21 protein-coding genes and 1 tRNA gene are annotated in these 22,604 nt (G+C 40.2%); 9 read left to right on the forward strand and 13 right to left on the reverse strand.

Annotated features, from left to right (window positions below; all coding sequences use genetic code 11):
* Positions 1-579 precede the first annotated feature (579 nt).
* From EV194_RS12100 to EV194_RS12115, 4 genes are all read left to right on the forward strand, one after another.
* The gene (locus EV194_RS12100; protein ID WP_132434302.1) at positions 580-2,118 is read left to right on the forward strand and encodes a hypothetical protein; all 1,539 of its coding nucleotides are present in this window, start codon (positions 580-582) and stop codon (positions 2,116-2,118) included.
* 15 nt (positions 2,119-2,133) lie between these two features.
* Positions 2,134-3,585 carry an aminoacyl-histidine dipeptidase gene (locus EV194_RS12105; protein WP_132434303.1) on the forward strand — a complete coding sequence of 484 codons (1,452 nt, stop codon included), beginning with the start codon at positions 2,134-2,136 and terminating at the stop codon, positions 3,583-3,585.
* Positions 3,586-3,713: 128 nt separating this feature from the next.
* Positions 3,714-3,908 carry a hypothetical protein gene (locus EV194_RS12110; protein ID WP_132434304.1) on the forward strand — a complete coding sequence of 65 codons (195 nt, stop codon included), beginning with the start codon at positions 3,714-3,716 and terminating at the stop codon, positions 3,906-3,908.
* A 103-nt stretch (positions 3,909-4,011) separates the two neighbouring features.
* Positions 4,012-4,845, forward strand: coding sequence for a patatin-like phospholipase family protein (locus EV194_RS12115; RefSeq protein ID WP_132434305.1), 834 nt, complete (start codon positions 4,012-4,014; stop codon positions 4,843-4,845).
* Here EV194_RS12115 and EV194_RS12120 read toward each other — a convergent pair.
* The 5 genes from EV194_RS12120 to EV194_RS12140 all read right to left on the reverse strand — a co-directional run bounded on the left by EV194_RS12120 (position 4,838) and on the right by EV194_RS12140 (position 10,096).
* Entirely contained in the window at positions 4,838-6,001 is a 1,164-nt protein-coding gene (locus EV194_RS12120) for a hypothetical protein (protein WP_207916027.1), read from the reverse strand. The two genes, EV194_RS12115 and EV194_RS12120, sit on opposite strands and share 8 nt — an antisense overlap.
* 38 nt (positions 6,002-6,039) lie before the next feature.
* Positions 6,040-7,044, reverse strand: coding sequence for an alpha/beta hydrolase (locus EV194_RS12125; protein ID WP_132434307.1), 1,005 nt, complete (start codon positions 7,042-7,044; stop codon positions 6,040-6,042).
* 238 nt (positions 7,045-7,282) lie between these two features.
* Positions 7,283-7,870 (reverse strand): SUMF1/EgtB/PvdO family nonheme iron enzyme, encoded by a 588-nt coding sequence (locus tag EV194_RS12130; protein WP_132434308.1) that lies wholly within the window; start codon positions 7,868-7,870, stop codon positions 7,283-7,285.
* A gap of 16 nt (positions 7,871-7,886) precedes the next feature.
* Positions 7,887-9,338 carry a TlpA family protein disulfide reductase gene (locus EV194_RS12135; protein ID WP_132434309.1) on the reverse strand — a complete coding sequence of 484 codons (1,452 nt, stop codon included), beginning with the start codon at positions 9,336-9,338 and terminating at the stop codon, positions 7,887-7,889.
* 683 nt (positions 9,339-10,021) lie between these two features.
* Positions 10,022-10,096: transfer RNA gene (locus EV194_RS12140), tRNA-Pro, on the reverse strand.
* Positions 10,097-10,437: 341 nt separating this feature from the next.
* Between EV194_RS12140 and EV194_RS12145 the strand changes: the two genes are divergently transcribed.
* The 5 genes from EV194_RS12145 (at position 10,438) to EV194_RS12165 (ending at position 16,158) form a co-directional block, all read left to right on the forward strand.
* A complete protein-coding gene (locus EV194_RS12145; RefSeq protein WP_132434310.1) occupies positions 10,438-11,052 on the forward strand; it encodes an RNA polymerase sigma-70 factor in 615 nt (204 codons plus the stop codon).
* A 244-nt stretch (positions 11,053-11,296) separates the two neighbouring features.
* Positions 11,297-11,482, forward strand: coding sequence for a hypothetical protein (locus tag EV194_RS12150; RefSeq protein WP_132434311.1), 186 nt, complete (start codon positions 11,297-11,299; stop codon positions 11,480-11,482).
* Positions 11,483-11,519: 37 nt separating this feature from the next.
* Positions 11,520-12,491, forward strand: coding sequence for a FecR family protein (locus EV194_RS12155; RefSeq protein ID WP_132434312.1), 972 nt, complete (start codon positions 11,520-11,522; stop codon positions 12,489-12,491).
* Between the two features lie 29 nt (positions 12,492-12,520).
* Complete coding sequence (locus tag EV194_RS12160) at positions 12,521-15,202, forward strand: TonB-dependent receptor (RefSeq protein ID WP_132434313.1); 2,682 nt, start codon at positions 12,521-12,523, stop codon at positions 15,200-15,202.
* A 113-nt stretch (positions 15,203-15,315) separates the two neighbouring features.
* Positions 15,316-16,158, forward strand: coding sequence for an MBL fold metallo-hydrolase (locus EV194_RS12165; RefSeq protein ID WP_132434314.1), 843 nt, complete (start codon positions 15,316-15,318; stop codon positions 16,156-16,158).
* Positions 16,159-16,207: 49 nt separating this feature from the next.
* On the opposite strand, the gene EV194_RS12170 is transcribed toward EV194_RS12165, so the two are convergent.
* From EV194_RS12170 to EV194_RS12200, 8 genes are all read right to left on the reverse strand, one after another.
* A complete protein-coding gene (locus EV194_RS12170; protein WP_132434315.1) occupies positions 16,208-16,759 on the reverse strand; it encodes a 2-oxoacid:acceptor oxidoreductase family protein in 552 nt (183 codons plus the stop codon).
* Positions 16,760-16,830: 71 nt separating this feature from the next.
* On the reverse strand, positions 16,831-17,598 hold the full coding sequence (locus EV194_RS12175) for a thiamine pyrophosphate-dependent enzyme (RefSeq protein ID WP_132434316.1): 768 nt from the start codon (positions 17,596-17,598) through the stop codon (positions 16,831-16,833).
* 2 nt (positions 17,599-17,600) lie between these two features.
* Entirely contained in the window at positions 17,601-18,683 is a 1,083-nt protein-coding gene (locus EV194_RS12180) for a 3-methyl-2-oxobutanoate dehydrogenase subunit VorB (protein ID WP_165921884.1), read from the reverse strand.
* Between the two features lie 47 nt (positions 18,684-18,730).
* Positions 18,731-18,967: a 4Fe-4S dicluster domain-containing protein gene (locus EV194_RS12185; protein WP_079557544.1), complete on the reverse strand. Its 237-nt coding sequence runs from the start codon at positions 18,965-18,967 to the stop codon at positions 18,731-18,733.
* Between the two features lie 167 nt (positions 18,968-19,134).
* Complete coding sequence (locus tag EV194_RS12190; RefSeq protein WP_132434317.1) at positions 19,135-20,454, reverse strand: aminotransferase class I/II-fold pyridoxal phosphate-dependent enzyme; 1,320 nt, start codon at positions 20,452-20,454, stop codon at positions 19,135-19,137.
* A 117-nt stretch (positions 20,455-20,571) separates the two neighbouring features.
* A complete protein-coding gene (locus EV194_RS17160; protein WP_262708670.1) occupies positions 20,572-20,697 on the reverse strand; it encodes a hypothetical protein in 126 nt (41 codons plus the stop codon).
* A gap of 79 nt (positions 20,698-20,776) precedes the next feature.
* A complete protein-coding gene (locus EV194_RS12195) occupies positions 20,777-22,087 on the reverse strand; it encodes a phenylacetate--CoA ligase family protein (protein ID WP_132434318.1) in 1,311 nt (436 codons plus the stop codon).
* Positions 22,088-22,122: 35 nt separating this feature from the next.
* The gene (locus EV194_RS12200; protein ID WP_132434319.1) at positions 22,123-22,548 is read right to left on the reverse strand and encodes an ACT domain-containing protein; all 426 of its coding nucleotides are present in this window, start codon (positions 22,546-22,548) and stop codon (positions 22,123-22,125) included.
* Positions 22,549-22,604 lie beyond the last annotated feature (56 nt).

The raw sequence follows: 22,604 nt of genomic DNA on the forward strand, positions 1-22,604 counted from the left end.
ATGTCATTTCAATATAAATGAAATAGAAATAATCACTCATTCTGAATCACCTACGAACAATATAAACATTCTTAGAGATTTACCTACTTTGGTTGCTTTTACAAATAAAACTGCCTTGACTCTCTATTTACTATATGTTATTCATCATTCCAACAATGTAAGTTAACCCAATCGGAGACCAAATGCAAGTTTATCAATTAAAAACGACATTCATGAAACAAATAATTAACTGGTACTTAGGACACGAGTTACCAAAATACTTAATAAAAGGAGAAGTCCTTAAATTTGACTACTTTAAAAGAAATTCATGTCAATCCCCCCCGCAGACTGGTTCTAACTATTTATGTATTTCATTAAGTACAATTATCAAAAGTTTCGGAGTACAGCCAATTGTTTAAAATTTTATTGTCCTAAACATCTTCAAATCTGGCAATATTTGCCAAAAAAAACTATTTTTGCCTCATCGTAAAACATGGTATGCAATGCATTACCATAAATATAACCCTTCCTTTTTGAAACCACGCAGACTACCAATTAACTTTTTCTGTATTATTTTCAATTCAAACTAACAACTGAACGATGGAGTATTTTACCGACCAAATGGCCAACGCTCATATTCTGAACCAGTTTTGGCTTACCTTTCTATTAGTTATCTCTATGGTTCTGGTATCCAGAACCTTCGTAGCAGGAACACGCTACTCCCCCATCCTAATTATTGTAGTATTTGGATTAATAATGGGCTACGTAATGGTGAGTACAGGCATGGGAACCCCAGGGCTAAGAGAATTCCCCATCATTGATTTTGCCAGCAAAGTGACCATAACAGCTCTAAGTGCATCATTCTTTGTAGGTGGGCAGGAAATAAGAAAACTGATTTCAAATCAACCCATCGACAATACTGATATCGTTGAACCATCAACCGATGAGATGTTTCTGGGAACCAAATTTACACAGTTCATGTTCCTGATTAGGGCATTCTTCATCATGATAGGCGTTGAATCCCTCAAGAGAACAATTATTGGTTACAACAACAATGAACCATTGGACAATTTTTACCCATTGTTGGGTTATATTGGTGTTGTAGGTTCCATCATTCTAATTGATTACCGTGCAAAAATCACCAATAAACCGGTTTACATTCGAAAGGGAATGATAGAAACCGGATTGATTTTGAGCATCCTGGTGCTTGCCTATTACATTGCAACCTGGATTAAGCCAATCATCGCCTTGCCAGAGATTTTCTTTGCCATGATCCTTTCGGTTACTTTTGGTATGCTTTTCTCGCGCTGGAAATTTGGCCCTACCATCCGCTCTCTACTGTTTGCAGGCATTCCGGTAGTACTGGCAGCCAACTTTATGGTTGGCGGCTCACGAATTGCCGAAGCATTTTCATTAACAGGCATGACGTCGGTTCTTTCATTTGGCTTTTTTGGTCAGTTGGTTTGGATGTTTGGAGGACTTACGCTTCTAATTATATTAGGTCATGCCAACCACATGAGAAATCTGGCTCCCGGGATGGCCGGTTCATTATCTCACTCGGGATTAACCGGAGCATGTACGGCCGGGGATTTAGGATACGAAGCACAATTGAGAGCACCCATCATGATAAACATACCTTTTATCGGCCATATTTTCGTATTCAGTATTCTGGCAGCGAGTGCTACAGCAGGAAAACTGCTGATTCCTTACACGCTTTTAATTGTTGCCATTGGAATCCTGCTCACATGGCTGGCATTAAGAACTTTAAAAAAAGCCAATAGCAGAGAGAAACAGGAAATTCGCGGATTGATGATCTTTTCTCTGGGCTGGCAGTTGGTGGCAGTGTTTGGTGGTTTGCTAATTCTCAATATTGGAGGAATGGGATTAAATGACTCTGTAATGGCCAATGCCTCTGCCATATCGCATTTTGGATTATTCGCAGCTATACAGGGGGGAATGTTTGGAGAACAGGCTGCCGGAATGATTGCTTTCGTTTTTGCCATGCCATTCCTTGTACACCCACTGGTTTTCGGAATTTTTGGAAAAACGGCTGAAAACAATGGTGTGATGCCGGCTAAAATTGTATTTATACTTGCAGCCATTGGTATATTAGGAGTATTATATGCTTTAGTATTTTAATTAAAAAGAAATTGAATGTATCCTTTTGAGAGATTAAATCCTGCAGAAATCTGGACATATTTCTATGAAATATGCCAAATACCCCGACCTTCAAAAAAAGAAGAAAAAATCATTGAATACCTCAGTGATTTTGCAAAAAAACACAGGCTAAACCTCAAAAAGGATAACATTGGAAACATGGTGATTTCAAAACCGGGGACACCCGGTTTTGAAAACCATCCCACCACTGTACTGCAATCGCACATTGATATGGTTTGTGAGAACAACAGTGATACAGAACATAATTTCATGACCGACCCCATCATTCCATACATTGACGGGGAGTGGATTAAAGCCAAAGGCACCACACTTGGTGCAGATGATGGGATTGGAATGGCTGCTCAACTGGCCATTCTGGCTTCAAAAGAGATTGAACACGGACACATTGAATGCCTGTTTACTGTTGATGAAGAGACAGGTCTGACCGGTGCTTTCGAGCTGGAGCCGGACATGTTCACCGGAAAAACTTTGATTAACCTGGACTCGGAAGATGAAGGAGAAATATTCATCGGATGCGCCGGAGGCATGAGTAACACCGGATATTTCACTCCTGAATTTGAACCTGCTCCTAAAGATGCTTTCGCATTTAAAGTAAAAATTTCCGGGTTAAAAGGCGGACACTCGGGAGATGATATTAACAAAGGATTGGGAAATGCCATTAAAATTCTGAATCGATACATTTATGATGCCACGCGTGAATATGACTTTCAACTGGCTACCATAGAAGGAGGCAATTTGCACAATGCCATAGCCCGTGAAGCCACAGCCACTGGTATCGTGCCATGGAAATACAAGGAAGAGGTAAGGGTTCTTATAAACTGTTTCATAGCAGATTTACAGGAAGAAATTGGAAAAACTGAACCCCATATAAATTTACATCTGGAGTCAATCAGTCTTCCGAAAAAAATCTTTACCAAGGATTTTCACAATCGATTGGTAAACACCATCTATGCCATACCGCACGGAGTGATTGCCATGAGCAGCAACGTCCCGGGGTTGGTTGAAACTTCAACCAATCTGGCATCAATTAAAACAGAAAAACAGCAATTGGTTATTAACACCAGTCAAAGGAGTGCACTCGACAGCGGAATAAAAGACATCGCCAACATGGTTAATACCGTATTTAAACTGGGGGGTGCAACAACGAAACAATCGGACGGCTATCCCGGTTGGAATCCCAATCCCGATTCTAAAATCCTGAAAACAGCTGTTGAAACTTACAAAATGCTGTTCAAAACGGAGCCCCAGGTGAAGGCCATCCATGCAGGACTGGAATGTGGATTGTTTTTGCAAAAGTACCCTGGGTTGGATATGATCTCCATTGGCCCCACCATTAAAAGTGCTCATTCTCCCGACGAAAGGCTCCATATTGAAACGGTTCAAAAGTTCTGGGATCATTTACTTGCCATACTAAAACATGTAGCATAGACGGTTATGACCAACGGTCATATTTCTTTGATAAAAATATACATTTTTATGTATCCTATGGCTGCTTCTTGCGTATAGTAAATTATATAATAACAAGTTTTTCCCATCATACTTAAAAAAGAAGCAGAATGGATAAAGTACTGACAAAACATTTCCAGTACACTGGACTTGATGATTACGATGAGTCGTTGGACTCTCAAATGAATGCGTTTTTAACCGAGAACAATATCCGTCCGGAGCAAGTAATAGATTTAGAGTATGCTGCGCATTCAAGCGGAGGAATAAACACGTATTCCGCACTTCTTATTTATAAGACCTCATAGTAGAATATTTTTTGGTGAACAATGAAAAAAGGTTGGTTACTGCTTTAGCAGTTAACCAACCTTTTTTTTTAAATTTGAATATCCATTCAAAAAAAAGACAATCATGTTAGAATTGTTTAAAAATTTTCTTGAAAAAAGAAGAAAAGTAAATAAATCCATCAAAAAGATAGACACTATTAGTGGCTTGGGGATTGCTCTTAGTGGAGGAAGCGCAAGGGGCTATGCTCATATCGGTGTTTTAAAGGCTCTTGCAGAAAACGACATTGCTCCGGAAATCATCTCAGGAACCAGTATGGGTTCGTTGGTTGGGGTATTATATGCTGCAGGCTATCATCCCAACGAGATTCAAAGTATTGTAAAAGAAGAGCCTGTTCTTAAAATGGTAAGACCAGCCTGGAATAAAAATGGCCTTTTTCAAATGACTGAACTGCGAAAATTGTTGAAAAAATACATTGAGAAAGACGACTTTGCAGCGCTTAAAAAGCCTTTCTGTTTAGCCGTAGCAAACATCAATGAAGGGAAAAATGAAATCATCAGTGAAGGCTCCTTGATTGACTATGTTCTGGCATCGTGTGCGGTACCTGTTATTTTTACTCCCCAAGTGATATACAATACCACATATATCGACGGAGGACTTTACGATAACCTTCCGGCTGATGCCATCAGAGAAAAATGTAAAACCCTCATAGGTGTCCATGTAAACTATATTGGCCCCATGGATAAATTCGATGGAATTACAAGCATAGCCGAGCGGGCGTTTAGTCTGGGAATTGGGGAAAATGTAAAAGCTGCAATAGAAATGTGCGATTTCATCATAGAACCAGCCGAGATGCAAAACTATTCTTTCTGGGATTTTGATAAATCTGAAAAAATCATTGAAGTGGGTTACAATTATGCTAAGAAAATGATTGAAAAAGGTGAATTGAATATTAATTAAACACTTCAAACCATGCCATATAGCCTTCATTTTTAGGGGATGCACTTAACGGAAGTATGTCACCGGTAATCATGCCATGCATTGATTTTGCCGAAAAACAACCAGCTAAATCATCCCATTCTCTGGCCTTCAAATAACCTATCTGCCATTTACCTGTTCGACCGGGAGCTAATCGCTCACGGATTTTTAGATTTATCAACCCCATGGAATAACGCATATTCACTTCTATACAAGGGTTTAAAAGAATCTTGCCATTGGCAGAAAGGAAAAACAGTCCATCAACGCCTATGGGTCCACGATACTTTGTATTGATTTTCATTTTTTGAAGAGCAGTCAAAAGAACAGATTCTGCCTCCTTCTCCCCTTCTTTCATCAGTGATTCCGGAATGGAGGAATCTTTGGGCAGATGGGTGTAACATCCTAAAAACCGTCCGGCTTTATCGGTTGAAAAATAAGTTGTTCCAAGAGAATGAACCCCTTTTGAATCACACCAAAAATGAAATGAAACATCCTGAAGCTTATGTAAAAATGGTTCTCCTAATAAAAAGCCCTGCTGTTTTAGTTTTCCAAGAATCCAGGGATTTTTCCAGGCTTGTTCATTCTTATCCCGGATTTTAAACAAACCTCTGCCCGAAGCGCTCCAGGGAGTTTTTAACAACAATGGCAGAGTGCTTGTTTTTTCTATATGGTTGATATACTCCGGAGAATCCATCATAACTGGAACGTGTGGAATCAAAACGTTCGAAAATCGTTCCTTTTCAATGATAACTACAGCTTCCTTGATCAGTTCAACTCCGGTGAGTCTGCTTAGCAATCGCTTGTATTCTGATTTCCAATGATTCATAGGATTCGATTTCCACGAATCCTGAAGTTGTATTTCAAGCGTTGAGAAAAATTTGTGAATGGCCGGACTCCACCCCCATGGGTGGAGTTCTTTTGCAAAAATGGTTTCCTGCAATGAATCTACATCCATACACTTCGGGACTTCAAATCCAAAGTCGGATAACCAACTGACAAAATCTGTACTCAGCCTATTACGCGTCAACAAAACATCTTCAGATGCACCCAGCCAAATCATAATGGACTCCAAGTCCTCTTCAAACTTCTTTAGTCGTGCAGGTGGTGTATACGAAGGATGACCGTTGACTACCGCCATTTCGCAAGTAGGGTTATAAAAAAGCAGCTTATTGCAGTTCATTCTTGTAAAGGAGTTAAAACTTTCTTTAGAAAATCATCTGTCAACTCAACTGTTTTCTCAAACCATGGTTGAAAAAGCCAAAAAGTGTGCATGGTATTTTCATGCACATATTTTTGGGAGTAGATTCCATGTTCTGTTAACTTTTCAATCATATCATCCCTTCCTGCACCAAATCGCGGGATGGAACTATTTATGAAAAGAATGGGAACAGAGTTGGGATTAACATGGGTAATTGGAGATGCTTCGTATCGCAAATCGGGCCGCTCTTCTGTTGTTGAATTAAACCACCAGGTAGCAGCAGATGGTCTTCCTGGCCGATCATGACCCTCGCCCGACTCCGGGTGTATAAACGCAGATAATCCATCTACATTTACAACAGCATTGACCACTGCATCAATTTCTGTGTGGTGTGGAGGATTAAAAACAGAATCGACTCCATTAATTGTTCCCACGAGTGAAGCCAGTTGTCCTCCGGCCGAGGTGCCGTATAACACGAGTTTTTGTCGATCAATAGGATAAGAGCAGGCGTTGGCTCTGACCCAACGGACAGCGGTAATTACATCTTCAACAGCCGCCGGGTAAAATGCTTCAGGTGAAAGTCGGTATTCTAAACAGATGGAAACATAGCCCCTTCTTGCCAACTCCATGGCCATAGAATGTTCCATAGATTTATCACCGCTTCTCCATCCTCCCCCATGAATTAAAAGTACAGTGGGTAATTTTGATTTTTCCAGATGGGATAAATAGATGATGTCCAGTTTGAGAGAACGATTTTCCAATTGAAGATAAGTGATATCATGATGTATGGTCAAAGCAGATGTATCGCCCTTTTGAGCAAGAGATATATCAGGATAATTTATTTGTTGTTTTTTGAATTCGCTGATTAAGTTAAAGGAGGTATCTCTGGGGATTCCATCAATCTCCACCAATTGACCATACATGGCATATGGTAAGAGGAATAAAAATATAAGCAGTGGAAACTTATTTGAAAGTAGAGTCATTGATTATCTGGTTTATATAAAAATGAAAAGGGCCCGCCGACGTTCCGACGTGCCCTTTAACCTTAACCCTAACCCACTACAAATATAATGGGTAATTTTATAAATACAAAAAAAACTAACGAAATTTTTATTGTTTTTTTCTCTATTTTCTCTTCAGCACGAAATATTCTTTAGCTAAGTATTTTAATGCTTGCCGATTATGGAGTGCTGTCCAATTTTTGTCATGCCGCTTACAAAATTATTGATGTATCACAATTCTGAAACCAACTTCATCTTCAGAAAATAATTCCGGTCTACAAATTTGAGCGTATCGAATTTTCAGGTCCGGTGCAACGATGTATGGATAAATCGGATCTCTTTCATGTTCGTTAAGGTTGTCATAAACTTTAGTGGTCTTCCAGATACAATAATAAGCAGCCAGTTTTTCGGAGACTCCAATAACTGGCTTATCAGCATATTGATCACTTCCAAAATAATTCACTACCGGCCAGTTGGTTGAATCTGGGATTTCTTTTAAAAGTTCAGAGAATAAGATGCTCCTAACTACAGGTTGGGAAGAATAGGGATCACCTGGTGCGTGTGTTAATTCAGCCCAGGACAACTCATCGTTGGGTCTGTTTTTAGCATATTGCCAAAACTCCTGGAATTCTTTATTGGTGATCTGATCACTTATCCAAAATGATGGAAAGCTTACCACCATATTGGGATCGTCATCCATTTTACCTTCCGGTATGAAATGCATATTCTCCAATCTGGATTCTCTCTGCGAGATCAAATTAGTTACTGCAATAACAAGAAACAGCAACAGTGAAACATTCCTCTTCATTATTTCTGATTTATGGTTAGAGTTTACTTGGTGATGAATCCAGTAGACGGGTGATTAAATCTTTTGAATGGAAAAAACCAAAACTGCGCTGCTTAACAATATAACCTTCCTTACCTATCACAAAATAATGAGGAATCGCATTTACACCCAAAGCAATTGAAATATCCGTGCTCTGTTCTTGGTTTGCAAAATAGTGTCTCCCCCCAATATCATTTTCGGCAAGAAAACCAGCCCAATTCTCCTCCGTTGATCTGATACAAAGGTAGATGAACTCGATCTCTTCATCTTCGTATAGTGGCATAACATCTTTCATAGCTTCCATACCCATAATGCAGGGCTTGCACCAGGTTGCCCACAAATCAACAAACAGAACTTTCCCTCTGTTTTCAGCAATAATGGATTCCATTAACGAACGACCTTCACTTCCCATGTTAGAGAATATTGGGTCTGAAATAGCTTTTGTAAGTTCTGGATTCTTTACAATTTGGTAGAACTCCAATAAGGGCTGTTTTATAAAAGATTCATTGATGTTTTTCTCAAAAATATGTTTATAATCATTGAATTGGGTAAGATTAAAACTTCGAAATATATTATGGAACACATTGCCAATAAGCAATTCCTTAAATATTCCATCTTCTTTTTCTAATAAAACTTCAAAAACATCCTCATGCGAGAGCACTCCCCCTTCAGGTAGACTATTTACCAGCATTCTGACAAGAATACGTTCATAACTATTTGCTAAATGAAAAATTCCTGAATTAACTATCCTGTTGGCAGAACCTTTGCGGTCTACATATAGATCACCAATTTGAATCGTATTAAACCAATTTATAAATCCCTCATCCAGGATGGCATCAAGAGACAAATTTGATAACATGGCCCGATAATACTGGATGTTTATGTAATCCAGTGACCACTGCTTGAAATCTGCTGGAGGATTTTCTCTTTCAATAAACACTCGTCTTTTCTCCAAAGCATCAACGCGAATGCTGTCGCAGTGTCTTCTTCTCTCTTCTAATCCAGAAGACTGGGAACTAAAAAATTCGAAAGTGAAAGCACCTGTATTGCTACTTAAATATTTTTGCAATGCAAGATTGGTTTCAGCACGATCACCGGAATAGCGAAAATTGCCAATGTCTCTGAAGTCAATCTCAACAAAAAGACTGTCTCCGGGATGCAGAATCATTCTATTCCCCACTGGATTAAAACCGATGTCCTGCGGTGAGTACAAATTAAAAGTAAGATGAAAGGAACCATCTTCATTGATTGGACTGTTGAAGACACTTCTGAAGTTGCGGAAATCTGTTAGATGTACAGTCAAACTTTCAGTATTGGGATACACATCCCTGTTGTAAACCTTACCACTGATGATAGTTTGGTTGTTTGCGATGTCGGTCTCTTTCTGGCTTGAGCAGCTCGATGCAATAATCACGCATAAGCATAATAAGGTCAGGATTTCAGTTCTCATTATTATTATTGTTTTAATTCAATTATTTAGCATAAAGATAAAAAAAATTGATGTTTTTTAAAAATAACGAGTAGTGAAATTATTGATCATTATCATTGAACAAGACAAAGTTTGCCCGATGAAGAATCGTCTTACAGATTTGAAAATGCTGTGCATAAATTTACAAATCTATTAAACATAGGGGGTCAATATGCTCCGGAATATTCAATCTGGCACAATAAAACCGATATAGATGGCACATTTAGAACCGCTGATGCCAGTAGCCGTTGTCTCAATCGAATTTACTCATAAAACCAAATATCGAACAATAAACCTAATTCCGAAGGTGTGAATTGTTTTCATCTGTTTATAATTTTTTTTTAGTTACTTCCGAGTACTCGGGATGGAACTCGCCATCATAGTCATTGGTTACGCCGATCTTCGATTCTCCTGCGTGAGAAGGTTTTATCATGGCTCGTTTCATAACCATTCAATTTTTGATTGTTTGAGATAATTTGGTTCACTCGAAAAACTAGTTCACATTTTAGTTCTCATTTATTTTGAAATACGAAGCATTCACGAAGGCAAAATCTTAACAAAACAGTAACGAGTAAATGAATCAAATTGAGTTAAATCACAAAAAACAGAAAAGCCTGCAAATCATACGATTTGCAGGCTTTTAGTTTTGTTTAAACCTGTATTTGTCGGGATGAGAAGATTCGAACTTCCGACCCCTCGCCCCCCAGACGAGTACTCTAACCGGACTGAGCTACATCCCGAACTTATATAGATGCTTTTCTAAAAAAGCAGTGCAAAGATAACAACTTTTATCAATAGACACAACCTCAACCTCCTTAAAAAATAGGGACATTTCATCATAAGATATTAACACATCTGTTTTCGTATTCAATTACAAATCTTTGCGCCAGCAAAACATTTTAATGTTAGTATAAAATAATTCCCATCCCCTATAAATTACAGTTCCTCCTATAAATTCGTCGTTTTAGCGAAATTCTCATCATAAATAAACAAAATCATCTATTTTTGTAAAACCATATCAGAAGCATTCATGTTAGAGATATAGAATCATCATCCCAAAGAAACCAGGATAGAACATTTTATGAGTACGAACGGCCAAACAAAAGAAGAGACCTTTTTGCTAAATGGGTTGATGCGTGGAGAAGAGTCCTTTTACCGCAGACTGTTCGATCTTTACTACAAACAACTGGTTATATTTGCCAACCGCATCCTGAACGACGATGACCAGTCCCGCAATGTGGTGCAGGATGTATTCGTGATGATCTTTGATAAAAGATCAGAATTAAACATTCATACAAGTCTGAAAGCACACCTTTATCAAACCGTTAAAAACAGGTGCTTAAACATTGTAAAACGGGACAAAATTATCCATGAGCACCATCAAAATATTCTGAGCAGATCAAACCATTTTATTGAGCCATCAGAAAATCTGGAATATACTGAACTGGAAGAGAAAATCAACAACACCATCAGCAGTCTTCCCGATCAGTGTCAGAGAATATTCAAAATGAGTCGCTTTGAGGGACACTCCAATCAGGATATTGCCGACCAGCTTGACATATCCAAAAGAACTGTAGAAACGCAAATCAGTAAAGCACTAAAAAAGCTGCGGGAAGAGTTAATGAAAAGCCAGATGTTGCCGCCGATATTGGCTGTTTTATTTTGCCTGTTACAGCCATCTCTGATGCTGATCTGATGCTGTGTTACATCCTATTTTTTAAAGAGCCCGGTACATCTTGTTCTAAACACGAATATCATTCAACTTCTATTCAATAAATAAAAAAATAACATTTTTTATACGTGTATGAGGAGGCTCGTTTGTCATATGAGTGATTAAGCATTTATGGACGTTATCCGTCTATAAGCCAAAATCATTTTGTTTGATCAGGCCTTAATCAATAGAAAAACCAAATAATTGTAACCATTAAAACCCAAGAGAGATGGAATTTTTGTTGCAACTAATAGCAGACATGTTTGGAACGGCTCAAGCCGAAGAGACAGCTAAAACAATGCAAACAGCAGAGCATGAAGCAACGGTATCCAAAGCAGCCAATGCTTCGGAAAAATCATTGCAGGAACCTGTACCCGAAACACCAAATTTATTCAATGTCATTCAGTTTCGTTAATAACATTGGCATTAAGTAATACCTAAACCGGAACAAATTGTATAATAATCATATGACTTCTAATATCAACAACCAGGAAGAGTTGATTGTGAGATACCTATGTGGTGATGCGTCACCCGAAGAGATGATCACAATTGAATCCTTGCTAGAAAATGACCGGGAATTTATTCAGCTTTTTAACGAAACCCGGTTTGTTTGGGAGCAGGCTGCAAAACCCTGTTTCAATCCCGAACAAGATTGGCAAGCCATCCGCCAGCGTATTGGTTTCGCAAAAAAGAAATCGGGAGCTCTTTCGTTTTTCATAAGAGTTGCCGCTGTAATTACATTGGTGATATCAGTATCCGCAGGATTATGGGTGTACTGGAATGTACCCGGATATGGAAGATGGGTTGTATTTGAAACAGGAGCATCGTCCGACTCGATAGTATTGCCCGATCAAAGCATCGTGTTTCTTAACAGAAACTCTTCCCTTAAGTTTCTGAACTCATTTAAGCCTGACCAAAGAACCGTGGCACTGACCGGTGAAGGCTACTTTGAAATCCAACCGGACAAAGACCGCCCATTTAAAGTTGAGACCGGAATCGTACAGGTTCATGTAACCGGTACCGCATTTCACCTGGATGCAACCCACGAAAACGGCGTTGTTGAGCTCAATGTCACCAAAGGAGGTGTAACCATATACAATCCAACCGGCAGTCTTGATGTAAAGCAGGGAGAAAGAGCCTTGGCCGGACAAAGGCTGATTCAAAAATCGCTCATATCTGATAATAATTTCCTGAGTTGGAAAACCGGGTCACTGGAATTTGATAATGCCACTCTTTACGAAATAGCAAAAACTCTTAAAGATCATTTCCCGGAAATAGAAAGATTCAGCATAAAAGATACCACAAATATTAAAGTAACCACCCGTTTTCAGGAGCAGTCTCTTCAAGACATAACTGAAGAATTATCATTACATTTTCAAAAAAAGTTTGCACTTCATAACGGAGTTTTAGTAATCTCTGATTAATTTTATGGGATCATTCAATGCTTATTTAAATGATCCCTTCCAGGCTCTTATTAATTCAAATAATCACTCGAATCATATACGGGGTTGTTCTCTTATCCGGAACAACCTCGCAATTTTTATTGGCACAAACCGATGTTACCCCCCGTATTCAAATAGAACCTGTCAGCGGCAGCACTCCCGACCTGATTCGGATACTGGAAGAGAATTCGGGATGGGTCATCAGCTACAGTTCACGACTACCAATTCCTGAGCGCAGCCAGCTTTCCAGCCAGGAAAAAACACTGCTTCAGCACGTCAGCCATCTGTTTAAGGACGTTCAGTTCTCCTATACAATTCGTTCAAACAGGCTGATTCTGACACCTCCGCCAAAGAGAGAGATAAAACATACCATCAGCGGCTTTGTCCGAGAAGCCGGAAGCATGGAAACGTTACCGGCAGCCAACATATATACTCCCACTGATTTCAAGGGAACTGTCAGTAATAATTATGGTTTTTTCAGCATCACTCTAATTCCGGGGAAACATACCCTGAATGCATCGTACGTTGGTTACCAAACAGAATCAAAAACCCTGGAGCTAAACAATGACACAGTCATTGTTTTTAATCTTCAACCCCACCTCCTGCTTGGAGAAATTGATGTGGTTGGACAACTATCCTACGCACAGTTAAACGCATCCAGAATGGGAAACATTCTGATTCCTATTCACGAAATAAAACAAACGCCTGCTCTTTTAGGAGAAACCGATATTGTTAAGAACATTCAAATGCTTCCAGGCATTCAGGGTGGAAGTGAAGGTTTCAGTGGCTTGTACGTGAGAGGTGGAGGTCCCGATCAAAATTTAATATTGCTGGATGATGTTCCCATATACAACATAGGACATCTGCTTGGTTTTTTCTCAGTGTTTAACGCCGATGCCGTTAAACACGTTTCTGTACTTAAAAGTGGTTTTCCGGCTCGCTATGGCGGAAGAATATCGTCGGTAATAGACATCAGAATGCTGGAAGGAAACAATGAAAGGGTTGGAGGGAATATCAATGTTGGACTGTTATCTTCAGGCGTTTCCCTCAATGGACCGGTTCAAAAAGACCGGTCGGGGTTTGCCATCTCATTCAGAAGAACCTATATGGATGCCATTGCCGCGTTGGCTCAGCGTGGACAGGAAGAAACCACCAACTACTATTTTTTCGATCTAAACGCCAAATACAATCACATTATAAACGATAAAAACCGCCTTTACCTCAGTGCTTATTGGGGACGTGATAAATATATGACAACATATAATTTTGTTGACCTTACCTTAAACAATGGTTCACCTAATGGTGAACAGTTGAGAACCACCATAAACGACGAAAACAATGCCGGTTGGGGAAACGTAGTAACTGCATTGAGATGGAACCACGTGTTCAATCAACGACTGTTTGGAAACCTTACAGCCACTTTTTCAGATTACCGTTTTTTTATAGGTGTACAACGTAATCATGAAATCAACAATAATTGGGATAGTTACGAGCAAAGATATATCAGCGGAATAAGAGATTACAGTGTTAAGGTCGATTTCGACTACTACCCTGCAAACAACCATCAGGTGAAATTTGGATTGAATGCCATCCAGCATGAATTCAACCCGGGTGTGGATGTGGTTCAACGAAGTCCGGGTACTTCTCAGTCGATGGATACAACTTTAGGAGATATCAGACTCACCGGAGGTGAATACCATTTTTATCTGGAAGACGAGTTTACGCTGATGCGTAAACTCAGAGTAAATGCAGGTGCAAGATATGTGCTTTTTAATGGAGACGATAAGTTTTATCACTCACTGGAACCCAGAATATCATTAAATTACGAATTGTCGCCCATGTGGAACATGCGCACCGCGTATTCTCACATGTCGCAGTTTATTCATTTGGTAAGTTCTTCCAATGTGGCGCTGCCAACCGATTTATGGCTGCCGGTTACCGAAACCATTCCCCCAATGTATAGCAGACAGGCTTCGCTGGGTACCGACTGGAAGTCAGGTTTTAATCAGAACTACTCCATATCGGCCGATATTTACTACAAACAAATGAAAAACCTCCTACATTACAAAGAAAGCACCGGATTTTTCGATTACAGCACCGAATGGGAAGATAAGCTTACTGGAGGAGATGGAGAGTCCTACGGTCTGGAGATGATTCTGCGAAAAAACAACGGTGATTTCACCGGATGGTTAAGTTATACTTTGGCAAAAACCACAAACCAGTTTTCAGAGATCAACAATGGCAGATCCTTCCCTGCCAGATTTGACCGTCGACATGACATCAACCTGAACCTAAAATATCAGTTTAATGAACGAATTGATGGCAACCTGAATTGGCAATTTGGTAGTGGAACCCCCATTACCCTCCCTTCGGAGAAATACTTTGCACCCGATTTTCCATTTTTGGATGAATCGCCAGGCAGTGGTTTTTCAGAAGATGCCGTTTCTCTAAATCAATACAGAATGCCCCCTTTTCACAGAATGGATGTAGGTTTCAATTTCTCCAAACAGAGAGACCGAACCGAAAGAATATGGAGTCTGGGTGTGATTAATCTTTATGGTCGTCAAAACCCTTTCCTCCTATACTTTGCATCCGATTCAAACTCCGAACCGGGTTCTGCACAGCGCAACTTAAAGCAGTTGAGCCTATTTCCCTTCCCCATTCCTTATGTGAGATGGACACTGATTTTTTAGTAAAAGTCCAATGGACTAATTAGTATTTGATGACTTTAAATCAATAATAAATTTTGACCATCTATGCTTAAATCAGTAAATTTATGCTTACCGAAAGCATAAATTATTAAGACATGAGGTTCACCATTCTCATCGACAACAACCCAAACCCTGAAACAGACCTTCTGACTGAACATGGTTTGAGCATCTTTATTGAGTCTGGAAAAACAAAAATTCTATACGACACCGGAAACTCCGATGCCTTTATAGCTAATGCGAAAAAATTGGGGATTGACATCAGGGATGTGGATTACCTGGTTCTGTCGCACGGACATCGCGACCACACCGGAGGTTTGGGAGCGTTTCTGGAGATCAATAAAAAAGCTGTTGTATTTCTTTCCGAAAGAATTAAAAATCAGTCATTCTACTCAACCAAATTGAGCGATCCAAAGGACATCTCCACCGATCATTCGTTGTTTAACAAGTTCAAAAACAGGTTTGAATTCATAGGTCAAAATGGATTAATCAACGAAAACATTGCATTGATTAACAGTTTTAACCAGATATATCCTTTACCAAAAGGAAACCGTCATCTGTTAACAGAGATCAATAACCGACTTATTCCTGATAATTTCAACCACGAAATTGCGCTGACATTAAAACAGAATCATCAGGTTTTGGTTTTTTCAGCTTGTACCCATAACGGATTGCTCAACACAATTAATGCAGTCTCAAGTTACTGGAAAAACAAAACCATTGCGCTCTTTATCGGTGGCACTCACCTCATCGACAGCAATTCCGCATTATATGAAAATGAGGAGGAACTTTCAACCATGATCAATGTCCTTCATTCAACATATCCTGATACCTTGCTGATTACAGGTCATTGCACGGGAAAGCGTGCAATGAATAAATTTGAAGAGGAACTGGGAGAAAAATTTGACAGATTCTTCAGTGGATATAGCAAATCAATATAAAAACAGCGACTCTCAGGTCGCTGTTTAATTAAGTTTTTATGTTTTTATTCTAAACTGTTGCTATCTCCTTCACTATTTCAGTACCACGTTTTATGGCTGCTTCATTTAGCGGTAAAAGATGGTGATGACGCTCAGGAAGTGATTTCTTTAGGCCGTTCATGACATTCTCCATCGTAACCACCGGATTGATTTTCAAATATCCTCCTAACACAATCATGTTAAAAGTTTTTGCACTTTGCATTTTAGATGCCTCCTCTGCTGCATCAACCCTGTAGATATTGATGTCATCGCGCTCGGGATGACGTGTGATTCCATTTCCATCGTATACCAATAAACCACCCGGTTTAACCGTCTGCTCAAACTTATCCATTGACTGCTGGTTAAGAATGATGGCGGTGTCATATTTACGCAAAATGGGGGAACTGATTCGGTTATCGCTCAGAATCACAGTAACGTTGGCTGTACCGCCCCGCATCTCTGGCCCATATGATGGCATCCATGAAACTTCCATACCTTGCATAACGCCGGAATATGCCAGAATTTTACCCATTGACAGGACTCCCTGACCTCCAAATCCGGCTATAATTATTTCTTCATTCATGATCTCATGATTTTAATAAACCCAAGGCAAATTCTCTTCTCTATTAAAAAGAATGGGAACTTTACACCTGATTATACATCTTTAATATCGCCCAACGGATAAATTGGAAACATATTGGCCTCCATCCATTTATTGGATTGAACGGGATTCATTTTCCATCCGGAGCTACAGGTACCTACCACCTCGATGAATGATGTTCCCTTTTTATTTTTCTGATTTTCAAAAGCTTTTCGCAAAGATTTTTTCAGTTTTCGGACTGCTGGAGCCGTATGCGCTGCCTGACGGGTAACATAACATGTGCCCGGTAAAGTAGCTACAATACTGGTCATATTCAGAGGTCTTCCATCGTGCTCCACATCCCTTCCAAAAGGACATGTTGATGCCTTCATTCCTTCAAGAGTTGTAGGCGCCATTTGGCCTCCGGTCATACCGTAAATTCCATTGTTAATGAAAACCATCAGGATGTTTTCACCCCTGTTACAAGCGTGAATGGTCTCTGCTGTACCAATGGCAGCCAAATCACCATCGCCCTGGTATGTAAAAACGTACTTATCGGGACGCAGGCGCTTTATGCCGGTGCCAACGGCAGGGGCTCGACCGTGAGCAGCCTCATGCCAGTCAATTTCAATATAATTATATAAAAGTACGGAACAACCAACCGGAGTAACTCCAATGGTGTCTTCCTGGATGTTCAATTCATCTATTACTTCGGCTATAAGTTTATTAACTACCCCGTGAGTACAGCCGGGACAGTAATGCATCATCCGTTCGGTGAGGAGCTTGGTTTTTGCGTAAACCAAGTTTTCCGGTTTAATAATATCTTTAACTTCCAACGCCATAATCAACCTTTTAAAAAGTTTTTTTCCAAAGCTTCAACCACCTCTTCGGGTGAATGAATAACACCGCCCATACGGCCAAAATGCTCAACCGGTACTTTCCCGTTTACAGCCAATCGTACATCACGCACCAATTGTCCGGCACTCAGTTCCACGGCCAGCATTCCTTTAACCTGACCTGCCAGTTTATCCAGTTCAACTCCCGGAAACGGGAACAGAGTGATGGGACGTAACAGTCCAGCTTTGATGCCCTTTTCTCTCAACAACTGTACAGATTTCTGACATATGCGAGCACTGGAGCCGTAGGCCACCAATAAGTACTCTGCATCTTCGCACTGAAACTGCTCAAAACGAACATCTTCCTTGTGCATCTGCTTATATTTTGCCTGAACTTTGTGGTTAAATCTTTCAAAAGCGTATGGATCAAGCTCTACAGATGTTATGATGTTTCTCTCTCGTGAAGATGGTTTGCCTGTTGTTGCCCAGGGATATTTTTCTGCCAATTCCTGATCGGACATGCGGTCTTTTTGAGCTTTTAACTCAACCTTCTCCATCATTTGGCCTATCATGCCATCACTTAAAATTAAGGCCGGATTGCGGTATTTAAAAGCCAGTTCAAAGGCCAGCTCAACAAAATCGGCCATCTCCTGTACAGATGAAGGAGCAAGAACAATTAAATTGTAATCTCCGTGTCCGCCTCCGTTAACCGCCTGAGAATAATCAGACTGAGCAGGCTGAATGGTTCCCAAACCTGGTCCTCCACGAACCACATTTACAACAACGCAGGGTAATTCGGCTCCAGCTAGATAAGACAATCCCTCCTGCATTAAGCTGATTCCGGGACTGGATGAAGATGTCATCACTTTTTTACCGCATCCTGCTCCGCCATACATCATATTTATGGACGCAATTTCACTCTCAGCCTGTAAAACCACCATGCCTGTTGTTTCCCAGGGACGTAGTTCCATTAAAGTTTCCATCACTTCGGACTGAGGTGTTATGGGATAGCCAAAATACCCGTCGACACCATATCGTATGGCAGCTTCGGCAATGGCCTCATTTCCCTTCATTAACCTTAATTCGCTCATTGTTATGAATTCGTTACCTGATTTATTTTGTTGCGATGAGTTAACTGTCAGACAGCTTCAGCAACTTTAACTTTATAAACAGTGATACAACTATCGGGACAAACCATCGCACAATTGGCGCATCCGATACAAGCTTCCGGATTTTCCATATAAGCGTAATTGTATCCTTTCGCGTTTACTTCCGCAGCCAGACGGATAACATCGGTGGGACAAGACTCTACACAAAGAGAGCAACCTTTGCAGGTTACTGTATCCACCACAATTGCACCTCTAACTTTTGCCATAAAATATTTTATTAATATTTGAATTGATTACGAATTTAATCATAATCCCTGATTTCACCACATTTCTTCATTTTAGATTGCTTCTAAAAGAAGCTTTATAAACCGGTGACGGTTTATAATCTACAAATAAAACAGTGAGTTACGTACCTAATTTGTAAACATTCTAATTACTTATCATGAACTGCTTGAAACAACTTCAAACGATCCTCCATATCAGCAAAACGATCCGATGATGTTTGCGAAACACAGATTCTTAAACCCTCAGTTCTGGAACTTCCTGTTGTATCAAGAGTTATTGCACTAATTCCAAATCGTAACAGCTCTCCAAGGAGCTCCTCGCCTGTCATCCCGGGATAGCAAATGGTAAAATAAAATCCGTCGGCCAATTCCTTCTCCTCATCATGATCGTAAACAATTTTAAACCCATTCGCCAGAAACAACCGCTTCATGGTTGTGGCTCTCTTTCCATATTCTCTCACATTGCCAATAAAATCATAAGTTCCATCGTTGGCTGCTTTCAACATGGCTGCAAACCCTGCCTGGGAAGAATGTGCCGTACCGGCTGAAGCTGTGTACATGGCTTCCTGCAAAACAGCCCGTCCGAATACATCAGACACAAACCAACCTGAAAGATTTGGAAATTGCTTATGAAAAAGATCATCCGATATGAGCATGGCGCCCGTTCGCTGACCAGCATAGCTGAACACTTTGGAACTGGAAAAAATCAACGCATAATTTTTGGTATAGTTGGCAACTGTTGGCTGATATGGTGGCTCACCGGGACGACCAAAGTCTTCACGAAAATCCATCCCAAAATATGCCAAATCCTCAAGTACGACAACATCGTACTTGTTTGCCAGTTCTCCTATGATTTTCAGTTCATTTTCCGTAAAACAAATCCACGCGGGATTGTTGGGGTTTGAATAGAGAAATGTACTGATGTTTCCCTTTTTTAAATATGACTCCAGTTTATCCCTCAATTTATCACCCCTATAGTTATAAATATCAAAACTTTCGTATTTCATACCCAAAACGCCCAACTGGCGTTTTTGAACAGGAAAACCGGGATCAATAAAAAGAGTGGTATCCTTAAGCGCATCCCGTCTGTTGGCAACCAGAAACAGAAGCATTGAAGCCTGCATGGCTCCCACTGTTGGGATGCAAACATCCGGAGATATCTCAATATTGAGAAAGAGTTTGGCAAACCTCGACAACTCCTGCTTCAATGCAGGAATGCCTTCAATAGGCGGATATATGGATGCTACGCCACTTTTCAATGCTTCAATTTCGGCATCAACCCCTATGGATGGTGCCGGCAACCCAGGGACTCCCATTTCAGTGCGAATAAATTGCACTCCATATTTTTCCTGCAATTTATTAACCAGGTAAACAATCTGGCGAATGGAAGCATGAGCCAGGGTCTTAATTCCTAACTCTTCTCTGAATTTGTATATAACCTCTTGACTAAGAGGAAAAGGATTACTCATATCAAAACAAATATTATCAGACGACAGGCGACCGAATGTCCCTTATCACCCTTTCATATAAATACAAAAAATACCCAAAAAAAATCACCAACGTTGAACTGTATATATGTTGCACACCTACAGCGTGCCGTTTCTCAATGAAACATCCAGTTCTATCAACATTTGCCACCTATGGCGGCATAATTTAATGTTCTCCTGAGGATTGATATTAGCAGGTTCTTCTCCGGTTCCGCTACGCTTCATCCCGCTTTGCGGGACTACGCTGCGCTGCGCTTCCATCCTACCCTGTCACCCTCCAACCATAAACCATAAACATTCTAAACTACAACAACTTTCTTTTATCAATCACCCGTTTGGCTTTGCCCTCACTGCGTTCAATGGTCTTAGGTTCAACCAATTTAACTGTTACAGATAGCCCTGTGGCACTCTCCACATGATTTTGAATTTTCATGCGCAGTGCCTGTAGTTCGCTGATTTTATCCTGGTAAAACCGATCTTCAACTTCTACATGCAGTTCCAGAGTGTCCAGATTATTATGTCTGTCGACCACCAAAAGATAATGAGGAGTTGTTTCGTCCATTTCAAGCAATACACTTTCAATTTGTGATGGAAACAGGTTTACTCCGCGAATAATCAACATATCATCGCTTCGTCCTGTACACTTATTCATTCTGACCAGGGTTCTGCCACAGGCACAGGTTTCAAAATTCAGTCGAGTCAGATCTCGTGTTCGGTATCTTATAATTGGCAGACCTTCTTTTGTCACAGTAGAAAATACCAACTCTCCCAATTCCCCTTCCGGGAGAACTTCCAGTGTTTCAGGATCAATGATTTCAGGAATAAAATGGTCTTCATTAATATGTAGGCCGCATTGGTGCTGACACTCGAAAGATACGCCGGGACCAATTATTTCACTTAAACCATAAATATCAATGGCCTTAATTTTAAGTTTTTTCTCTATTTCACGGCGCATATTCTCAGTCCATGGTTCAGCACCAAACACCCCTACCCGCAGTTTTAGATCATCTCTGTTGATATCACCTTCCTCAATAGCTTCTGCCAGATACGATGCATAGGATGGTGTGCAGGCTAATACGGTACTTCCAAAATCCCGCATGAGTTGAAGTTGTCTTTTGGTATTTCCTCCTGAAATAGGAATCACTGAAGCACCAATTTTTTCACCACCATAATGCAGACCCAATCCACCCGTAAACAATCCATAACCGTAGGAAATATGAATAAAATCGTTTTTCCCTGCGCCAGCTCCCGTCAACGTACGTGCCATCACTTCACTCCAGACTCCAATATCGCGACGTGAATAGCCAACCACAGTTGGCTTTCCGGTTGTACCTGATGAAGCATGAAGTCGGATGATTTCGCTCATGGGAACAGCGAACAATCCAAAGGGATAATTATCGCGTAAATCGTTTTTGGTAGTAAAAGGGAGAAGCTTTAAATCATCAACAGATTGTATATGTTCAGGCCCAAGTCCTTGTTGCTGCATCTTTTCCCTGTAATAGGGGACATTGTAATATACACGTTCCACCACATCTCTCAGCCGTTCGCTTTGAACAACCTTCATTTGCTCACGCGGCATGGTTTCGAAATGCCGGTTCCAGATTGAATTTGTCATTTAGGTTTAGTTTGATGAATAAGTTTTGATTTGAATTAAAATTTATACAGATCACTGGCCGAAATCAGTTCCATCTGGTGTCGCTGCAGTTCCATAATGGCCTGCTCAACATTATCGCTCCTAAGAGCGATAAAGGATTTCTCACCAACTGAAAATCCATATAAATATTCAATACTGATATTGGCTTTGGAAAGAATCTGAAGTGCTTTGGCCAAAGCACCCGGAGTATTGGGTGTTGCAAATGAAATGACTTCGCTGATATTAACCGAGAAAAGTTTTTCCTTTAGAACATCTCTGGCTTTTTCAGGCTCTGAAACAATCATCCGTAGAATTCCAAATTCTGATGTATCGGCAACACTGCAGGCTGAAACATTGATGTTATTTTCTCCGAAAATTTCAAAAACTTCGTGTAAACGACCGGATTTATTCTCAAGAAATACGGACAATTGCTTAATTATCATAACTTTAAGTTTTAGCAGATTAAGCACGCAAATTACAAACATTAACACTTATCAAG

This window comes from Natronoflexus pectinivorans, assembly GCF_004345615.1.
GTDB lineage: Bacteria > Bacteroidota > Bacteroidia > Bacteroidales > Marinilabiliaceae > Natronoflexus > Natronoflexus pectinivorans.

Excerpts from the sequence above, each read along its gene's own strand:
- EV194_RS12100 (WP_132434302.1), top strand. The coding sequence starts at position 580 with ATGGAGTATTTTACCGACCAAATGGCCAACGCTCATATTCTGAACCAG.
- EV194_RS12105 (WP_132434303.1), top strand. The coding sequence starts at position 2,134 with ATGTATCCTTTTGAGAGATTAAATCCTGCAGAAATCTGGACATATTTC.
- EV194_RS12110 (WP_132434304.1), top strand. The coding sequence starts at position 3,714 with ATGGATAAAGTACTGACAAAACATTTCCAGTACACTGGACTTGATGAT.
- EV194_RS12115 (WP_132434305.1), top strand. The coding sequence starts at position 4,012 with ATGTTAGAATTGTTTAAAAATTTTCTTGAAAAAAGAAGAAAAGTAAAT.
- EV194_RS12120 (WP_207916027.1), bottom strand. The coding sequence starts at position 6,001 with ATGGCGGTAGTCAACGGTCATCCTTCGTATACACCACCTGCACGACTA.
- EV194_RS12125 (WP_132434307.1), bottom strand. The coding sequence starts at position 7,044 with ATGACTCTACTTTCAAATAAGTTTCCACTGCTTATATTTTTATTCCTC.
- EV194_RS12130 (WP_132434308.1), bottom strand. The coding sequence starts at position 7,870 with ATGAAGAGGAATGTTTCACTGTTGCTGTTTCTTGTTATTGCAGTAACT.
- EV194_RS12135 (WP_132434309.1), bottom strand. The coding sequence starts at position 9,338 with ATGAGAACTGAAATCCTGACCTTATTATGCTTATGCGTGATTATTGCA.
- EV194_RS12145 (WP_132434310.1), top strand. The coding sequence starts at position 10,438 with ATGAGTACGAACGGCCAAACAAAAGAAGAGACCTTTTTGCTAAATGGG.
- EV194_RS12150 (WP_132434311.1), top strand. The coding sequence starts at position 11,297 with ATGGAATTTTTGTTGCAACTAATAGCAGACATGTTTGGAACGGCTCAA.
- EV194_RS12160 (WP_132434313.1), top strand. The coding sequence starts at position 12,521 with ATGATCCCTTCCAGGCTCTTATTAATTCAAATAATCACTCGAATCATA.
- EV194_RS12165 (WP_132434314.1), top strand. The coding sequence starts at position 15,316 with ATGAGGTTCACCATTCTCATCGACAACAACCCAAACCCTGAAACAGAC.
- EV194_RS12170 (WP_132434315.1), bottom strand. The coding sequence starts at position 16,759 with ATGAATGAAGAAATAATTATAGCCGGATTTGGAGGTCAGGGAGTCCTG.
- EV194_RS12175 (WP_132434316.1), bottom strand. The coding sequence starts at position 17,598 with ATGGCGTTGGAAGTTAAAGATATTATTAAACCGGAAAACTTGGTTTAC.
- EV194_RS12180 (WP_165921884.1), bottom strand. The coding sequence starts at position 18,683 with ATGAGCGAATTAAGGTTAATGAAGGGAAATGAGGCCATTGCCGAAGCT.
- EV194_RS12185 (WP_079557544.1), bottom strand. The coding sequence starts at position 18,967 with ATGGCAAAAGTTAGAGGTGCAATTGTGGTGGATACAGTAACCTGCAAA.
- EV194_RS12190 (WP_132434317.1), bottom strand. The coding sequence starts at position 20,454 with ATGAGTAATCCTTTTCCTCTTAGTCAAGAGGTTATATACAAATTCAGA.
- EV194_RS17160 (WP_262708670.1), bottom strand. The coding sequence starts at position 20,697 with ATGAAGCGTAGCGGAACCGGAGAAGAACCTGCTAATATCAATCCTCAG.
- EV194_RS12195 (WP_132434318.1), bottom strand. The coding sequence starts at position 22,087 with ATGACAAATTCAATCTGGAACCGGCATTTCGAAACCATGCCGCGTGAG.
- EV194_RS12200 (WP_132434319.1), bottom strand. The coding sequence starts at position 22,548 with ATGATAATTAAGCAATTGTCCGTATTTCTTGAGAATAAATCCGGTCGT.